Annotated in this window: 16 protein-coding genes, 1 tRNA gene and 2 pseudogenes; 12 read left to right on the top strand and 7 right to left on the bottom strand. The window is 46.0% G+C overall.

All coding sequences use genetic code 11. The annotated features are described in order from the left end of the window. Window positions 1-32 precede the first annotated feature (32 nt). The 4 genes from DXE31_RS08840 to bamC all read left to right on the top strand — a co-directional run bounded on the left by DXE31_RS08840 (window position 33) and on the right by bamC (window position 3741). Complete coding sequence (locus DXE31_RS08840) at window positions 33-1235, top strand: tryptophan--tRNA ligase (protein WP_114698506.1); 1203 nt, start codon at window positions 33-35, stop codon at window positions 1233-1235. 159 nt (window positions 1236-1394) lie between these two features. Then, window positions 1395-1643 carry a hypothetical protein gene (locus DXE31_RS08835; RefSeq protein ID WP_114698505.1) on the top strand — a complete coding sequence of 83 codons (249 nt, stop codon included), beginning with the start codon at window positions 1395-1397 and terminating at the stop codon, window positions 1641-1643. Window positions 1644-1720: 77 nt separating this feature from the next. Beyond that, a complete protein-coding gene (gene dapA / locus DXE31_RS08830) occupies window positions 1721-2593 on the top strand; it encodes a 4-hydroxy-tetrahydrodipicolinate synthase (RefSeq protein ID WP_114698504.1) in 873 nt (290 codons plus the stop codon). Then, complete coding sequence (bamC, locus tag DXE31_RS08825) at window positions 2590-3741, top strand: outer membrane protein assembly factor BamC (RefSeq protein ID WP_114698503.1); 1152 nt, start codon at window positions 2590-2592, stop codon at window positions 3739-3741. Before dapA ends, bamC begins: the two co-directional genes overlap by 4 nt. Before the next feature lie 669 nt (window positions 3742-4410). Here the strand turns inward: bamC and DXE31_RS11740 are convergent. Both DXE31_RS11740 and DXE31_RS12535 read right to left on the bottom strand, forming a co-directional pair. Then, window positions 4411-4839: a cupin domain-containing protein gene (locus tag DXE31_RS11740; protein WP_331852018.1), complete on the bottom strand. Its 429-nt coding sequence runs from the start codon at window positions 4837-4839 to the stop codon at window positions 4411-4413. 36 nt (window positions 4840-4875) lie between these two features. After that, window positions 4876-5052 carry a hypothetical protein gene (locus DXE31_RS12535; RefSeq protein WP_331852017.1) on the bottom strand — a complete coding sequence of 59 codons (177 nt, stop codon included), beginning with the start codon at window positions 5050-5052 and terminating at the stop codon, window positions 4876-4878. Window positions 5053-5280: 228 nt separating this feature from the next. Here DXE31_RS12535 and DXE31_RS08815 point away from each other — a divergent pair. Then, window positions 5281-5874: pseudogene (locus DXE31_RS08815) on the top strand (FKBP-type peptidyl-prolyl cis-trans isomerase). A gap of 86 nt (window positions 5875-5960) precedes the next feature. On the opposite strand, the pseudogene cysE reads toward DXE31_RS08815, so the two are convergent. Both cysE and DXE31_RS08805 read right to left on the bottom strand, forming a co-directional pair. Next, window positions 5961-6718, bottom strand: a pseudogene (gene cysE / locus DXE31_RS08810) (serine O-acetyltransferase). 23 nt (window positions 6719-6741) lie between these two features. After that, window positions 6742-7494, bottom strand: a complete 753-nt coding sequence (locus DXE31_RS08805) for an RNA methyltransferase (protein ID WP_114698502.1) — start codon at window positions 7492-7494, stop codon at window positions 6742-6744. A gap of 164 nt (window positions 7495-7658) precedes the next feature. Between DXE31_RS08805 and DXE31_RS08800 the strand changes: the two genes are divergently transcribed. Further along, a complete protein-coding gene (locus DXE31_RS08800) occupies window positions 7659-8447 on the top strand; it encodes an inositol monophosphatase family protein (RefSeq protein WP_114698501.1) in 789 nt (262 codons plus the stop codon). A gap of 19 nt (window positions 8448-8466) precedes the next feature. On the opposite strand, the gene DXE31_RS08795 is transcribed toward DXE31_RS08800, so the two are convergent. Genes DXE31_RS08795 through DXE31_RS08785 form a run of 3 tightly spaced genes read right to left on the bottom strand, consistent with a single transcriptional unit; the run spans window position 8467 to window position 10626 of the window. Further along, entirely contained in the window at window positions 8467-9249 is a 783-nt protein-coding gene (locus tag DXE31_RS08795) for a UDP-2,3-diacylglucosamine diphosphatase (RefSeq protein ID WP_114698500.1), read from the bottom strand. Then, the gene (locus tag DXE31_RS08790) at window positions 9246-9749 is read right to left on the bottom strand and encodes a peptidylprolyl isomerase (RefSeq protein ID WP_114698499.1); all 504 of its coding nucleotides are present in this window, start codon (window positions 9747-9749) and stop codon (window positions 9246-9248) included. Before DXE31_RS08790 ends, DXE31_RS08795 begins: the two co-directional genes overlap by 4 nt. Further along, the gene (locus tag DXE31_RS08785) at window positions 9721-10626 is read right to left on the bottom strand and encodes a tetratricopeptide repeat protein (protein WP_114698498.1); all 906 of its coding nucleotides are present in this window, start codon (window positions 10624-10626) and stop codon (window positions 9721-9723) included. The genes DXE31_RS08790 and DXE31_RS08785 overlap by 29 nt, the downstream gene beginning before the upstream one ends. 60 nt (window positions 10627-10686) lie before the next feature. Here DXE31_RS08785 and cysS point away from each other — a divergent pair, with 60 nt between their 5' ends. From cysS to DXE31_RS08755, 6 genes are all read left to right on the top strand, one after another. Next, window positions 10687-12111 (top strand): cysteine--tRNA ligase, encoded by a 1425-nt coding sequence (gene cysS, locus DXE31_RS08780; protein ID WP_114698497.1) that lies wholly within the window; start codon window positions 10687-10689, stop codon window positions 12109-12111. Beyond that, window positions 12111-12794 (top strand): DNA-3-methyladenine glycosylase family protein, encoded by a 684-nt coding sequence (locus tag DXE31_RS08775; RefSeq protein WP_114698496.1) that lies wholly within the window; start codon window positions 12111-12113, stop codon window positions 12792-12794. The genes cysS and DXE31_RS08775 overlap by 1 nt, the downstream gene beginning before the upstream one ends. Before the next feature lie 9 nt (window positions 12795-12803). Next, window positions 12804-13775 (top strand): acetyl-CoA carboxylase carboxyltransferase subunit alpha, encoded by a 972-nt coding sequence (locus DXE31_RS08770; protein ID WP_114698495.1) that lies wholly within the window; start codon window positions 12804-12806, stop codon window positions 13773-13775. After that, window positions 13741-15054 (top strand): tRNA lysidine(34) synthetase TilS, encoded by a 1314-nt coding sequence (gene tilS, locus DXE31_RS08765; RefSeq protein WP_114698494.1) that lies wholly within the window; start codon window positions 13741-13743, stop codon window positions 15052-15054. The genes DXE31_RS08770 and tilS overlap by 35 nt, the downstream gene beginning before the upstream one ends. Before the next feature lie 62 nt (window positions 15055-15116). Further along, a complete protein-coding gene (locus DXE31_RS08760) occupies window positions 15117-16367 on the top strand; it encodes an aspartate kinase (protein WP_114698493.1) in 1251 nt (416 codons plus the stop codon). Window positions 16368-16430: 63 nt separating this feature from the next. Further along, a tRNA-Ser gene (locus DXE31_RS08755) sits at window positions 16431-16525 on the top strand. Window positions 16526-16795 lie beyond the last annotated feature (270 nt).

Raw genomic sequence — 16795 nt, 5'->3', positions numbered from 1 at the left:
ATAACCCCTTCACTATTTAGAAAAGAATACAGATGTTTGCTGAACGCGTTCTCTCAGGCATGCGACCAACCGGTAGTTTGCACTTCGGTCATTACCATGGTGTTTTAAAGAATTGGGTGCGCTTGCAGTCTGAATACCCCTGCTTCTTTTTTGTGGCTGATTGGCATGCCTTAACCACTCATTACGAGACCCCTGATGTGATCGAGCAATCCGTATGGGACATGGTGATTGATTGGTTGGCTAGTGGAGTGGACCCCAACCAAGCAACCTTGTTTATTCAGAGCAAAGTGCCTGAACATGCCGAACTCTTCTTATTACTGTCTATGGGTACGCCATTGGGCTGGCTTGAGAGGGTACCTACTTATAAGGATCAAATTGAAAAGCTCAAAGAAAAAGATCTGCAAACATATGGTTTCTTGGGTTACCCACTGTTACAAGCTGCAGATATGTTGATATATCGAGCCCAGTTTGTGCCGGTTGGCGAAGATCAGGTGCCGCACGTTGAGATGACTAGGGAAGTTGCCCGTCGCTTTAATTATTTATATGGCCGAGAGCCAGGTTTGAAGGAAAAAGCTTTAGAGGCTGTCAAGAAGTTGGGTAGTAAACGCGCCAAGATGTATGCTGAACTCCGGGTTGCCTTTCAAGAGCGCGGTGATGATGAAGCCCTAGAACAGGCAAAAGCACTTCTTCAAGAGGCGCAGAGCTTATCCATGGCTGATCGTGAACGTCTTTTTGGATTCTTGGAGGGCGCTCGCAAAATCATCCTTCGCGAGCCGCAGGCTTTGCTGACGTCTGCTTCGCGCATGCCAGGTATTGATGGACAAAAGATGTCAAAGTCTTACAGCAATACCATTAGCATCCGCGAAAACCCAGAAGATGTCATTAAAAAAATCCGCACGATGCCAACCGATCCGGCGCGTGTTCATCGCACCGACGTTGGCGATCCAGCGCGATGCCCAGTATGGCAATTGCATACCGTTTACTCTAATGACGAGACCAAGCTGTGGGTGGATAAGGGCTGTAAATCAGCCGGCATTGGTTGTCTCGAATGTAAGCAACCAGTGATTGATTCGATTTTGGCTGAACAACAGCCTATGTTTGAGCGTGCTCAGAAATATTTAGATGACCCGAGTCTGTTGCGATCCATCATTGCAGATGGATGCGATAAGGCCCGCAAGGTTGCACAAGAAACCATGCGTGAAGTTCGAGAGGCACTGGGTCTTGCTTACGATTGAGGCTTAATCTTGTCCAAGATGTACGCTATGCAATCCATGAATCCTTCCGAGGACTTTCAAACTAGAGGGTAATGAATGGTCCCTCTGACAGGCTCTATATTTAGCAGCATCATCGTGACAAATTACCTTTACCGCCCTTACCTCGATGAGTTACCCAAAATGTTGCAAAACGAAGGGGTTTTGATTTACGAAACCTTCGCCCAAGGAAATGGGGAAGGTGGGAAGCCAACGAACCCCAATTTCCTCTTAAAACCTGGAGGATTACTGGATTTTGCCTTGCGCAATAGCCTCAAGATGCTGGCCTATGAAGATATTTACGTGGATCAACCCAAACCAACTATGGTTCAGCGCCTATGCGCCGTAACAGGTCATCTAAAACAGCGTATTCCGTTACAATTTCAAGGTTAAGTCAGCTAGAAATCGGTGCATATTCGGTGATAAATACAGCTCATTCCAAAGGTATCAAAAAGCCTATCGCTGGCAGTATGCCGGCTATTGTGACTCCGATGTTTGAGGACGGTGGTCTGGACTATGTCAGTTTGCGTTCCTTGTTGGATTGGCATGTGGCCGAGGGTACTGATGGTATTGTGATTGTTGGCACTAGCGGTGAGTCTCCCACGGTCTCCGTTGAAGAGCACTGCGAGTTGATTCGTGTGACTGTAGAACATATTGCTGGGCGAATTCCCGTCATTGCTAGTACAGGCGGAAATTCCACCATTGAAGCGATTGAATTAACTCAATTTGCTAAGCAGGTTGGAGCAGACGCAAGCTTGCAAGTTGTTCCGTATTACAACAGGCCAACTCAAGACGGCATGTATGCCCACTTTAAAAAGATTGCCGAGTCAGTAGACTTGCCAATCATTTTGTATAACGTTCCCGGTAGAACGGTAGCTGATCTGGCAGGTGATACTGTTGTACGTCTTGTGGCTGTGCCTGGTATTATTGGAATCAAAGATGCTACCGGAAGTCTGGAACGCGGGACTTTATTGATCAATGATCTCAAGCGTGCTGGCCATCAGGATTTTTCAGTATTCTCCGGAGATGATCTTACGGCTGCCATGCTGATGTTGATGGGCGGTAAAGGCAACATCTCAGTTACAGCCAACGTTGCACCTCGTTTAATGCATGAGCTTTGCGTTGCCGCTATGTCAGATGATGTAAGGCGCACCCGTGAAATTCAGTATCAATTGATTGCTGTTCACAAGGCCATGTTTGCTGAGGCAAACCCAATTCCAGTGAAATGGGCATTGCACGAAATGGGCAAGATTACTGCTGGTATTCGTTTGCCATTAACCCCTTTAAATAATTCCTTGCGTGAGCCCTTAAAGGCAGCGTTAAAACAGGCCAACTTATTATGATGAATTTGCTTCCTATGTTGCGTCGACTGATATCGATCTTGGTTGTAGGCTTGATTGCTTCTGCTGCCTTGACAGCTTGTAAATCAGTAACTAGCAGTGATACTGTCGACTACAAGAGTGCCGGCGCTGTGCGTGGTCCTAATTTGTCCTACCCACCTGACTTGATTACAGCTCAGGCAGACCGTCGTTACATTGTTCAAGATGGTTCTGCTACTATGTCTGAATACAATGCAGCAGTAAAGAAATCCGCGCAAATGCGTAGTAACGTTATGACCGGTATTCCAGGTATGCGCATTGCACGTGATGGCGAACGTCGTTGGTTGGTAGTTGAGAAGCCTGCTCCTGAACTCTATCCGCAAGTAAAGGATTTCTGGCAAGAAAATGGTTTCTTATTGGTAGTTGATTCGCCATCAACCGGCATTATGGAGACTGATTGGGCAGAAAATCGTGCCAAGATTGCACAGGATTGGATTCGTTCTACGGTAGGCGGACTTCTGGATTCCGTTTATGCCACTGGGGAGCGTGATAAATATAAGACCCGTTTAGAGGTTGTAAAGCCAGGAGAGACAGAGATTTACATCACCCAACGTGGAGTTATAGAAAAGTGCGTGACCGATTCCACTACTACTGCATGTAATAACACTATTTGGACTGCTAGGCCAAATGATCCAGAGTTAGAAGCGGCTTTTTTGGCGCGCTTAATGGAGCGTTTGGGGATGACTCAAGAGCAAGCCAAGGCGATGGTTGCGGTACCTCTTGGTCCAAAAACGCCGAAAGCCAAGTTTGTGCAAGAGGGTAATAATCAGGGTTATATTGAGTTAAGCGCTGGCTTTGATCGCTCATGGCGCGACGTCGGTTTAGCGCTTGACCGCTCCAACTTTACTGTTGAAGATCGTAACCGTTCGCTTGGTATTTACTACGTTCGCTATGTGAACCCGAAAGATCTTGGGGATACCAAAGAATTTTTTACTAATCTCTTTAGCAGCAAAGATGAGTCTGGTATGAAAGCTAAAAAGTATCAGGTTGTTGTTAAGAGTACTGGTGAAAACTCAGCGAGTATTTACGTACAAACTGCTGATGGCAAACCAGAAACTACGCCGGCTGGATTCCAGTTGCTGACATTGTTAACAGATCAGTTAACTAAGTAAGAGCGATGCCACCAATCAAAAAGCCGCTGAAAAGCGGCTTTTTGATCTTCATGAAGAAGATTACTGCTTAGCGTCAGCAGCGGGAGCTGGTGCAGCTTCCACAGGTTTTGCTTCTTCTTTCTTACCGCAAGCGGCCAAGGCGATTGCTAACATAGCAGCGAATACGAGTGACTTCTTCATTTATAAATTCCTTTAAAAAATTAACAACAATTACCGGTAATTGTTCTTCAGAAATACCAAGGGATTACCCCTATGTATTTTCCAGTAATTATTATATCCATCTCTAAAGTGTCAGTTTTCAAAAATTAGCCATCCAGCCAAATAGGCCTCATAAAGGGCGGATCCATCTAAATGCTCAAGTTTTCTGGTTTTGAGACTCTTTTGGGCTGAAAGAGTTTGCCATGCTGAAGCAATATTTGCTGCCTGCTGGCCATTCGTCATGACCTCCACATTGCAGTAAACCTGCTTTTTAAGGCTCAAAATTCGGGATTTTGGGTGAGGTATAAGCCTATCGGTTGCGATTCTTTTTAGGAATGCCCTGGAGTTAAGTGGATTTTTAGGGGTTTCAAAAAAGACTTGCTGTTTTGGCTCCGAGAGGTAGGCGCTAATAATGCCAGGTCAAAAACCATGAATTTGATCTAACTTCAATTCTTTAAGTGTTTTACTCAATTACCCGAAGAACTGATTGGGTAATTGATTGGGGGTGTGTATTGCCTCTTGCTTGGGGTCAGAAAATTTTTGATCTAATTCTGGAATCTCTTCTAGTGACTCAGCAAGTCGCCATAAGCCTTCTTGCAGTAACGCTTTAAAGCTGGGTGCACGAAACCCAACAGACCAAGTTTGACAGCCTGCATCCAGAGCAATGCCGTCATGCGCAATATGTGGGGACAAATAGAGCATATCGCCTGACTCCAGAATCCATACCTGTTCTGGCCTGAAGTTCCGCAGAATTTTTAATGGCAGATTAGGGTTGAGGCTCAGATCTTTTTGCTTTGAGATGCACCATTGCCTTCTCCCGGACATCTGGATTAGGAACGACGCATCATATGAATCAAAGTGCGGTCCAACTCCACCTCCAACTCCGGCGATGCTGATCATCAACTCATTCAGACGGGGATCCGGTATGAATCGAAACTAAGACAGTGCTTTTGCAGCAGCTGGGTGGTTTGCCTCCATCCCTTGAAGCAGCAAGGCCCAATCTGATTTATTGAGTGAGGGAAGTGCTTGTTTGGAGAAAGGGCCTTGCTCAAAGCTCCAGGGCTGAGATTTAACGAGGCGCGCTTCCACCTCTTCGTTTAGTCCAAATGCCACAATAAGTCTTGAGCTAGAATTGGGCTATCAAGCCTCTCCCCATCCTGGGCTGCCAGGTTAAATACTGGAATGGCAACTCTGACGAGGAGGCACTTTTTTGCCAGTACTGAGCCATGTAGCGGTCGGGTCTCGCCAACTAAGGCCCAGGGCTTGCTCAAGTAAAATGAGGTCATATAGAGATAAAAGCTTTAAGAAACTGATTAAAACTGAGTGTTTGACAAATGCCGCATGAAGATTGAAAAAAATACCATCGTATCCCTTCGCTATAAGTTAACCGATGCGCAAAATCATGTCATTGAAGAGCCTGATTCTCCGAAGGTATACCGGCATGGAGGTTATGACGGTACTTTTCCCAAGATTGAGATTCTACTGGATAGTCAGGATATAGGTTATGAGGCAACTATCCAATTGGAGTCAAACGAGGCTTTTGGAGAATACAGCTCTAGATCTGTTAAAAATCGAGTCGCGTACGCGTTTTTCTGAATCTTTGGAAGTGGGTATGCAGTTTGAGGGTGTCCCAGATGCAGAAGAGGATGTAAGTTGCAGATGATGCTGATGAAGACCCTTTGATCTATACCGTTACCGACGTGGCTGACAATCCAGTGGTACTTGATGGCAATCATCCTTTAGCGGGAAAGGGCGTTGCGTTTTTGGGTACCGGTAGAGGATGTTCGTGCAGCGACCGAAGATGAAATTGAAAATCGTCATCCAAAAGGTGGATCTAGTTTTTCTTTTGGGATGCCCGATGATGATCATGAAGATGAAGAGTTTCCAGGTAATACATTGGGTAGCGATAACTCAGGGCCACGCACACTTCATTGAGAAGTTCGGTCAGCAATTAAAAAGGAATAGCAAGCTATTCCTTTTTGTTTTCTTCGGATATTAACCTTTGAGCGCTATTCTTTGAGTCATTCTTTAATAGCGTCTAAGTCGCGCTTGGTATCACTTGCGTTGGCATCGGTACCAATTGGTGTGTTATTCAACTTGGCAAGTGTGCTCTCTACTAAGGCTGCAATTTTGGCTTCTTGCTCAATGGTGGCATCAATGTAAGCCTTTGAGGGCCATTGATACAGGGTCATCCACATTGGGCGTGACACCACACGCAGAAAAATATTCTTTGGTTTTGCTATCAGCACTTTGCGGAAGATCGGGATGCAAAATACGTGCTGGTATGCCTACGGCTGTAGCACCTGCAGGGATTTCTTTTAAGACTATTGCGTTTGAGCCAATGCGCGCGCCGTCACCTACGGTAAAGCCACCAAGTACTTTTGCGCCAGAGCACTGGCTACTACACCTTTTCCAATGTTGGGTGACGCTTATAACGCCCTTGTAAAGCGAAGTGCCGCCTAAAGTCACGCCTTGGTAAATGGTGCAATCATCACCAATTTCAGTAGTTTCTCCGATCACAATACCAAGACCATGCTCCAAAAAATACACGGCGACCAATCTTGGTGCCTGGGTGAATTTCTATCCCCGTGAAGAAGCGTGTAAACATTGAGAGCAAGCGGGCAATCCATTTCAAACCTAAATTCCATAAGAAGTGTGAGATGCGATGAAGCCAAACTAAATGCAGGCCTTGGTAGCAGGTTATGACCTCAAGACGATTACGAGCGGCAGGGTCCCTAGCAATGATGGAGTCGACTTGGTCGAATATTGAATTTAGCATATCTGGATTTTAACGGTATGCGCTTATTTTCTCAGGAGCATCTGCTTAGCTATCCCTCGAAGAAGATCAATTTCTTCTTTATGCAGGCGGCTACGGGCAAATAGCCCCTGTAAACGGGGCATGAGCTTCTTAGGATTGGCTGGATCAAGATAGCCAATTGCTTCAAGGCCGTCGCGCCAATGCTCCAGCATGGCAGCAATCGCAGCTGGATCAGCATAATCTACCATAGATTCCCTGGCCACTGTGGTGTGTTGGCGTTCGTTTGGCTTGCCAAGCGATTCTCTTAAGGTATAAGCGCAAACCATTAAGGCTTGGGCAAGGTTAAGTGAGGGGTATTCAGGGTTGGCATTGAGCCATACGCGATGGGTACATAAACCTAAATGTTCATTATCTAGACCTGTTCTTTCAGGGCCAAACAACAAGGCAACCTTGCCATTTCCTGAAGTGGTTTCAGTGATTAAGGAGCGAGCGGTATCCCAGTCTAATGCGGGTGGTCCGAATTCTCGATCTCGACTTGTCAAACCCAGCACCAGAGAGCAACCCTCTACAGCACTAGCGAGAGAATTCGATTCTGATGATGAAGTTAAGACATCTACCGCACCGCTAGCTAAGGCTATCGCCTCAGGATGGCTGGCAATGGATTGCGCTTTGGGGTTAATCAGGCGAAGATCCGCAAAGTCCATAGTTTTCAGGGCGCGAGCAGCCGAGCCCACATTTCCCGGGTGGCTGGTCTCAACTAAAACCCAGCGCAGCAAGTTCAATGAATCGTTACTCATGCGTTGGGCGGGATGATGGATTGAGGGTTATAAAAGGCCTATTCATTGGGTAAAGGATGCTAATCGTTTAGAATCACACTGTTAGCTTCGTATTGTCATCCAATTTACCTTATTGGGGGGCGTTACAAGAAGCTTGTTCTTATTTAATTTGTCCAGCAATACTTATGCATCCCATGTTAAATGTAGCCATTAAGGCCGCCCGTCGCGCAGGAACAGTGATTAATCGCGCTGCTCTGAATTTGGAGCGCTTGCAGGTTGACCGCAAGCAACATAACGACTTTGTTGCCGAGGTGGGGAAAGCTGCAGAGGCAGCGATCATCGAAATACTCAGTGAAGCTTATCCAACCCATGGATTTTTAGCTGAAGAGACTGGTGAGCGTAATGTAGATGCAGAAAATGTTTGGATCATTGATCCCTTAGATGGCGCAACCAATTTCATTCATGGCTTTCCCCATTATGCGGTATCAATTGCTTTAGCAGTTAATGGCGTTACTCAACAAGCTGTGGTGTATGACCCAACCCGTGACGAATTATTTACTGCGACTCGTGGTGCGGGTGCGTATTTGGATCGTCGGCGTTTGCGTGTTGCCACTCAAGATCGTCTTGCGAATGCTTTATTCGGCACTGGCTTTCCTGATCGTGAAGATCAGGATTTAGATAAGTATTTAAAAATCTTTGGTGAGATGTCACGTCAATGTGCTGGACTGCGTCGTCCTGGAGCTGCTTCATTGGATCTGGCATATGTTGCCGCAGGTCGTTACGATGGTTTCTTTGAGAGTGATCTCAAGCCATGGAATATGGCTGCTGGCGCCTTACTCATTACCGAAACTGGTGGCTTAATGGGTAACTATCGCGGTGAAGAGGGCTTCCTTAAAAGCGGTGAAGTAATGGCTGCAAATCCGCGCATTTTCGCGCAGATGGTTCAATCTCTCTCCAAATACTCAGCTTCCTAATTCATGTAAAATGACTGGATTAGTTTTTGATCAGATCAAGATAGCGCACTCCATTACCTTCAATGAGAAGGCCGCTTGCCCTAGGTCGCAAGCTCTCTGGATGATCTAAGTCCCAGTCTGATAGCACCCAGCGTTGCCATGCCTGGGTGCCAAGAGACTCTTCGTGTTGTCTTGGCAAGTGGGTATGACCATGGATTAATTGATTGCCTGATTGATCTCTCAATACTGCAGCGCAAGCTTCTCTTGTGACGTCCATTTTTCGCAGATTGGACTCTGAGGAACAAACTTGTTGATCTTGGGTGTGACTATTGCTGCGCAGATGTTGGGCAATACCTTTGCGCCAATTGAGCGGCAGAGTGAGAAAGAGTTTTTGTAGCCAAGTTTTTCTAACCCAGATACGAAATACTTGGTAGCCCACATCTGCAGTGCAGAGAGCATCGCCGTGTGCCAATACCCATTTTTGTTGTGCAATTTCAACCGAGCATGGATCGGGTAATAGCGTCATACCGGTTTTTTGAATAAAACTTTGACCAATTAAAAAATCGCGATTGCCATGCAGGTAATACGTTTTTATTTTAGCGGCAAGACTGGCGATTATGCGCTGGACTTCTTGTTGAAAAGGGGAAGAGATGACTGCATCATCTCCCACCCAGTATTCAAAGAGGTCACCCAGAATAAAAACGGCCTCTACTTTTGGAGTTTCTTTTTCGCAGAAGTCAAAAAAGCGTTGTGCCGTCAAGGGCATTGACGGCGTGAGGTGTAAATCTGATATGAGCAGTGCGCTCGCGTATTGCGGGATCATGCCTCGAGAACAGAAGCCTTCTCAATGACAACATCTTCTGTTGGAACATCTTGATGAAAACCTGAACTACCAGTCTTAACCTTGCGAATGGTATCAACGACGTCCATTCCGTCGGTAACTTTGCCAAATACTGCATAACCCCATCCTTGGGCGTTTTGGGCAGTATGGTTTAAGAAATCATTGTCATTCACATTAATAAAAAATTGAGAAGTTGCAGAATGGGGGTCGTTTGTACGCGCCATTGCCACGGTATAACGATCATTTTTAAGTTCGTTATTGGCTTCGTTTTCAATTTCCGCACCTGTAGGCTTTTGTTTCATGCCCGCAGACATTCCTCCACTCTGGATCATGAAGTTATCAATGACGCGGTGGAAGATCGTGCCATCGTAATGGCCGCTTTTAACGTATTGCAAAAAGTTGGCAACGCTTTTTGGTGCTTTAGCTGCATCAAGGGTAAGGGTGATATTACCCTTATTGGTTTTGAGGAGTACTTTCGCCATTATTCAATCTACTTTCTAGAAGGTTAGTGGATGGGTTATTCCTGGAAGGATTTGGTGTGCGATTGATGTGGCGCTTTGGAGGCGGCTTTAAAACATCTAGAAGTGCTTTAGCGCGGTTTGAATACTGGCGCTGATTAAGCAGGGCGTTCTTAGCTGCATCCTCATAGGCTTGCGCTCCAAAACGAATATAAATTTCGCCTAAGTTGGCTGAGGCAATTGCGTAAGTGGGGCGTAGTTTGAGTGCTAACTCTAAATAGTCTCTGGCCTCTATCCATTGGCCTTGATTTGCAGCAATCGCTGCGAGGTTGTTATACGGTTCTGGTAGTTCAGGAAACTGTTGCGTAATTTCAATTAAAGTTTTTTTAGCTTGATCAAATTGGCGCATCTCAATTTGTAAGCGTGCTTTTACAAACCGCAATTGCACATTGCGAGGCGTTTTTTTGAGGTTAGCATTAATTTGCGTGACTGCATCTTGATATTTGCGCGCCTTAATTAGCTTCTCTACGTCGGAGGGCACTGCATTTTTTGTAATGGGATCTGGCTCAATAATGAGGAAGGATAAAAATGGCACCCCAACCGTCTCAGATAACTCTGGATTTAAAGGGTCATACCCCATATCAGCCGAGAGTCTCGGTGGGTCATTGAGGTTATAGCCGGCAAAAAACGGTTGTGGAGTGGCCTTTGAGGAATTGACCTCTTGTGCGTTTAACACCCTAATTTCCTCATCTGTACGCTGTTGGGCGGAGGTACTACAGCCCGTCATCAAAGCCAGCAAAGCCATCATGGCGGCAAAAGCACAGATGATGACCTTTACGGAGGTAGGGCTTGGCTCTGGGGCGTATTGGGGCATAGGGGAAAGGATGTGAAACAGGCTCATTCGATATACTCAGCGCTCAGTCTAACAAATTGGCGCAACTTGCCCCCCCTTTATAGTTCTATGCTGCAAATCTATAACACCCTCAGCCGATCTAAGCAGGGCTTTAAACCCATCGAACCGGGCAAGGTGAAAATGTACGTCTGCGGTATGACTGTGTATGACTTTTGCCATATCGGACACGCCAGGGTAATGATTGTTTTTGATATGGTGGTGCGCTGGTTGAGGACTAGTGGCTATGAAGTGCTGTACGTTCGCAATATCACTGATATTGATGACAAGATTATTAATCGGGCCATCGAAAATGGTGAGCCAATTTCAGTTCTCACTAACCGCTTCATAGATGCGATGCATGCTGACTCCGATGAGTTGGGTTTAATGCACCCCGATCAAGAGCCGCGAGCCACTGACTACATCAGTCAGATGCAAGGCATGATTGGTACATTGATTGAAAATGAATTAGCTTACCAAGCGAATGATGGTGACGTAAATTTTGCGGTTCGCTTGCTGCCTCGTTATGGTCAGCTATCAGACAAGACTCTCGATGAGCTTAATGCAGGTGAACGTGTTGCAGTGGCTGATGGTAAGCGTGACCCACTGGATTTTGTATTATGGAAAAGCGCTAAACCTGAAAAGCCTGCTGGTACTCTCTGGAGCTCACCATGGGGAAAAGGGCGCCCGGGCTGGCATATTGAATGTTCTGCAATGTCGTGCGACATATTGGGTGAGCACTTTGATATTCATGGTGGGGGTGCTGATCTGCAGTTTCCGCATCATGAGAATGAGATAGCCCAAAGTGAAGGTGCTTTGTATGGCAAAGACCGTAAAGATGACGACGCTCCATTTGTCAATTACTGGATGCATAACGGACATATCCGGGTTAATGAAGAGAAGATGTCTAAGTCATTGGGCAACTTCTTTCTGATTAGAGATGTGCTGAAAAGTTTTGACCCTGAAGTATTGCGTTTTTTTATGTTGAAAGCGCATTACCGTAGTCCAATAAATTACAGCGATGCCCAGTTAGAAGAAGCACGTGCTGGACTGGTCAGACTCTATACCGCTTTAGCGCAACCAGCACCCAAAGTGCTGGAGACTGCACTTGATCCCAACAATCCGTGGGCACAGCGTTTTGCTGGTGCAATGAATGATGATTTCAACACTCCTGAGGCGATTGCAGTTCTGTTTGACTTGGCCAGTGAAGTTAACCGCGCTCAGGGTGATGAAAAGCAATTACTCGCCAATCTTTTAAGATCGCTTGCCGCAACACTCAATTTTTTGCAACGTGAGCCAACTGAATTTTTACAAGCTGGAGCGAAAGATCAAGCAGGCTTGACGGCAGAACTGATTGAGGAGCGGATTGCCGCTCGTGTTGCAGCTAAGCAAGCAAAAGATTTTGCTCAAGCAGATCTGATGCGTAAAGCATTACTAGAGCAGGGAATTGTTCTGGAAGATAAACCTGGTGGCTTAACAGAATGGCGTAGGGCTTAATGACAGCGGTAAAAGATAAAACAGCAAAAGCAGATAAGCTTGAGGCATCAAGCTTGCAAGACGTTGCTCCTGATTACTGGGAGCAAGCATGCAAGGAGTTGATGAAACAAGATCGTATTCTGAAAAAGCTCATTCCAAAATATGGCTCAGGATTTTTGGTTACACGCGGAGATCCATTTAATACTTTAGCAAGAGCGATTGTTGGTCAGCAGATTTCAGTTGCTGCGGCACAATCAGTTTGGGAGAAAGTATTGGCCGCTAACAAAAAGAAAGTAACACCCAACAATATATTAGCGCTCTCAATAGAAGAGCTACGCGCTGCTGGCTTATCTGGGCGTAAGGTTGAATATATACGCGATTTGGCTGACCATTTTGATTCCGGTCGACTTCATGAGAATCAGTGGAAAGATATGCCAGATGAGGAAGTTGTTAAAGAATTAAGCTCTATTCGGGGTATTGGTCGCTGGACAGCCGAAATGTTCTTGATTTTCAATATGATTCGCCCTGATATTCTGCCTCTGGACGACATTGGGCTGATTAAGGCCATTTCCCTCAATTACTTCAGCGGAGAGCCTGTTAGCCGCCATGAAGCCCGTGAGGTGGCTGCAAATTGGGCCCCGTGGCGTACGGTTGCGACCTGGTATATGTGGAGAAGTATCGACCCAATCCCAGTTGAATATTAAAATCAGACTATGAAAATAACTTTCCTGGATTTTGAGCAGCAAATCGCCGAACTAGAGTCAAAGATCGAAGAGTTGCGTTTTGTGCAAGACGAGTCATCGGTTGATATTTCCGATGAGATCAAAACCCTTGCCGAGAAGAGTCAACAACTCACAAAAGATGTTTATGCCAATCTCACACCTTGGCAGGTATCTCAGGTAGCGCGTCATCCCCAACGTCCATACACCTTGGATTATGTTGGCGCACTGTTTACTGACTTTCATGAGTTGCACGGTGATCGAACTTTCGCAGACGATCAATCGATTATTGGCGGCTTAGCCCGTTTTGATGGTCAACCTTGCATGGTGATCGGGCATCAAAAGGGTCGAGACACTAAAGAGCGTGCGCTAAGAAACTTCGGCATGAGTCGTCCCGAGGGTTATCGCAAAGCAATGCGTCTGATGCGCCTTGCCGAAAAGTTTGGTATTCCGATTTTCACATTCGTGGATACACCCGGCGCCTTCCCTGGAATTGATGCTGAAGAGCGTAATCAAGCTGAGGCGATTGGTCGCAACTTGTATGTGCAAGCTGAACTAGAGGTGCCGATCATTGCTACCATTATTGGTGAAGGCGGTTCTGGTGGCGCATTGGCGATCGCCATAGGCGACGTTGTCTTGATGCTGCAAAACTCAACTTATTCAGTGATCTCTCCTGAAGGTTGTGCCTCTATACTCTGGAAGACAGCTGATAAGGCTCCCGAGGCTGCTGAGCAGTTGGGCCTGACAGCACAACGTCTCAAGACTCTAGGTTTGATCGATAGGATCGTGGCTGAACCAATTGGTGGTGCACACCGCGACTACGACAATATGATGAGCAATATGCGCAAAGCTCTTGCTGAATCTTTAAAAACTTTTGATGGCATGAAAGTCGATGCATTACTTGAGCGTCGTCATGAGCGTTTGATGAGTTATGGCAAGTTCAAGGAAATTACAGCAAAGTCCTAAGCCGGGACAACCAATTGCGGTTGCCCTGAGTGGCGGCCTCGATTCGGTTGTATTACTAGATACGGTTTGCAGAGCCAACACTAAAAACAAATACCAAATCTATGCATTCCATATTCATCATGGATTGCAAAAAGTCGCTGATGACTGGCTCATCTTTTGCGAGAAGATGGCTAAAAAATACAACATTCATTTTGATTTTCGGCTTTTACATTTAACTGATCCCAAAGCGCAGAGCAATGTTGAATCTAGAGCAAGAGTAGCTCGCTATGAAGCATTTGCTGATCTCTGCGAGGAATATGGCATTCAAGACTTACTTTTAGCGCATCATCAAAATGATCAAGCAGAAACGGTGCTGCTTCAAATGCTCAGGGGCTCGGGAGTAGCGGGCTTATCTGGTATGCCACAAAGTAGAGCATTAAGAAGTGGAGCACAGAATAATCCAGGCATCACGCTATGGCGTCCACTCTTGAATCAAAGCAGACAAGAACTCGAGGCCTATGCTAAAGAACATAAGCTCAAGTGGATTGAAGACCCTACTAATCAAGATATTAAATACCGTCGTAGTGCTATTCGTCAAAAAATTATTCCGGCTTTAGAAAAAATTCAGCCTGGGGCAATCGCAAATATGGCGCGCAGTGCTGAGCTCCTTGGAGACGCTCAAGCACTCTTAAATCGTTTGGCAGTGCAAGATGGAAAAAATATTCTGAATCAAGGTCGGATAAAGGCGCATGCGTTAAGTGAATTAGCTCAAGCGGATTTACCTGCGGCTAATAATGTGCTGCGTTACTGGCTGCAAACCCATCAACTCGCGATGCCCTCACAAGACCGTTTGCAGGCCTGGTGGCGAGATCTTCTTATTGCTAAGGCGGATAATAGTCAGCTTGAGTGGCTCCACGATGAGAAAAGTATTCGTCTGTGGCGCGGTGTTTTACAGGTTGTGAATCTTGAAGCAGGGTGCTGGGTTTTAAAAGCCTTACCGACGAATTCCAAGCAATTAGGTCTTCCTGAGGACTGGGTAACACTAGCGCATGAGAATGATCAAATTAGCCTAAGAGAGCGTCTAGGTGCAGAGAAAATCCAAATTAAGCCCAATACCCCTCGTAAAACCCTTAAAAACCTCTATCAGGAGGCTGATATCCCCCCTTGGGAGCGTAACGCACCTTTGCTTTATATCAACGATGAATTGATCGCTGTAGCCGGAATAGGCTTGAGTTACCCGCACCTTACAGTCAAAGGCAGGAGAGTGCTCCCGAAATGGGTGCAAAACCCTGTAAAATAAGCCCTTTTTAGACCCTCAAGGAATCATTTCCTTGTCACAGATAGTTAATTAGACAGTTTTTTATGGCTCTTATCGTTCATAAATATGGTGGCACCTCCATGGGCTCGATCGAGCGCATTGCTAATGTTGCGAAACGCGTAGCTAAATGGATGCGTGCTGGCCACCAGGTAGTAGTTGTGCCCTCAGCTATGTCGGGCGAAACTAATCGTTTGCTAGGCCTCGCAAAAGAGATCAATCCTGAAGCTAGCCCACGTGAACTAGATCAAATTGCCTCGACTGGTGAGCAGGTGAGTTCTGGCTTATTGGCCTTGGCATTAATGCGTGAGGGTATTGATGCGGTTAGCTATGCTGGCTGGCAAGTCACAGTGCATACCGATTCTTCTTTTACAAAAGCGCGCATCAAGAGTATCGAGAGCGACAAGATTCTGAAAGACCTCAACGCGGGTCGTGCAGTAGTGGTAACTGGATTCCAAGGCGTGGATCCCGATGGCAATATCACGACACTCGGTCGTGGTGGTTCCGATACTTCTGCGGTAGCGATGGCAGCCGCTTTAAAAGCCGATGAGTGCCTGATCTATACAGACGTGGATGGTGTTCACACAACAGATCCACGTGTTTGTGAAGATGCGCGTCGTTTAGACAAAATCACCTTTGAAGAGATGCTAGAAATGGCAAGTTTGGGTTCCAAGGTATTACAAATTCGTTCAGTTGAATTTGCAGGTAAGTACGAAGTTAAAACTCGGGTTCTATCTTCCTTGACAGACCCTTTGATGCCTTTAGACCAAGAGATGAAGTCAGGCACCTTGATTACATTTGAAGAGGACAGCACTATGGAAGCCGCAGTTATTTCCGGCATTGCCTTTGCGTGTGATGAAGCGAAGATTACCGTTTTAGGAGTTCCTGATCGTCCAGGCATTGCCTATCAAATATTAGGCCCAATCGCGGATGCCAATATTGATGTAGACATCATTATTCAGAATCAATCTGTAGATGGTAAGACTGACTTCACATTTACAGTGCCACGCGCCGACTATCAAAAAGCCTTGGATATTTTGAAGAACTCAGTGCAAGTCTACATTGAAGCAAAAGAAATCTCTGGTGATCCAGAGGTCTCTAAAGTTTCCGTAGTTGGTGTTGGCATGCGTTCACATGTGGGTATCGCCAGCAAAATGTTCCATACCTTGTCAGCAGAGGACATCAATATCTTGATGATCTCTACTAGTGAGATCAAGATCTCTGTGGTGATCGACGAGAAATACATGGAATTGGCTGTACGCGCCTTGCACAAGGCGTTTGAGTTGGACCAGAAGTAACGAAATCCCAGCACAAACGGTTATCCGTTAAACTGTGGGGCGTAGTAATAGCATAAGAAGTACGGAGACGTGGCCGAGCTGGTCGAAGGCACTCCCCTGCTAAGGGAGCATCGGGGCTCAAACTCTGATCGGAGGTTCGAATCCTCTCGTCTCCGCCAAGTCATTAGGCGAAATCAAGGGCGGTAATGCAAACTCCCTTTCAACCAAAATCGTTAACAAGAACCGCCCTCGTGCGGTTTTTTCTTTTTGACAGTTCCATAAGCCTATTTATTCATTGAGACAATAAATCGAATGGAAAAAGGCTTAATTGATTGGCGCCACCAATGTCTGAGGCAATCCAATTTAAAGTATGATTAATTTTCAATCACTTTTGCGAACAGGGATCTTATGAACCAAATAATTCATTTAGTGCTTGCTACTTGTTTCGG

Source organism: Polynucleobacter necessarius (genome assembly GCF_900095185.1).
In the GTDB taxonomy this organism is placed as follows: domain Bacteria; phylum Pseudomonadota; class Gammaproteobacteria; order Burkholderiales; family Burkholderiaceae; genus Polynucleobacter.
This window is presented reverse-complemented; position numbering and strand designations above follow the sequence as displayed.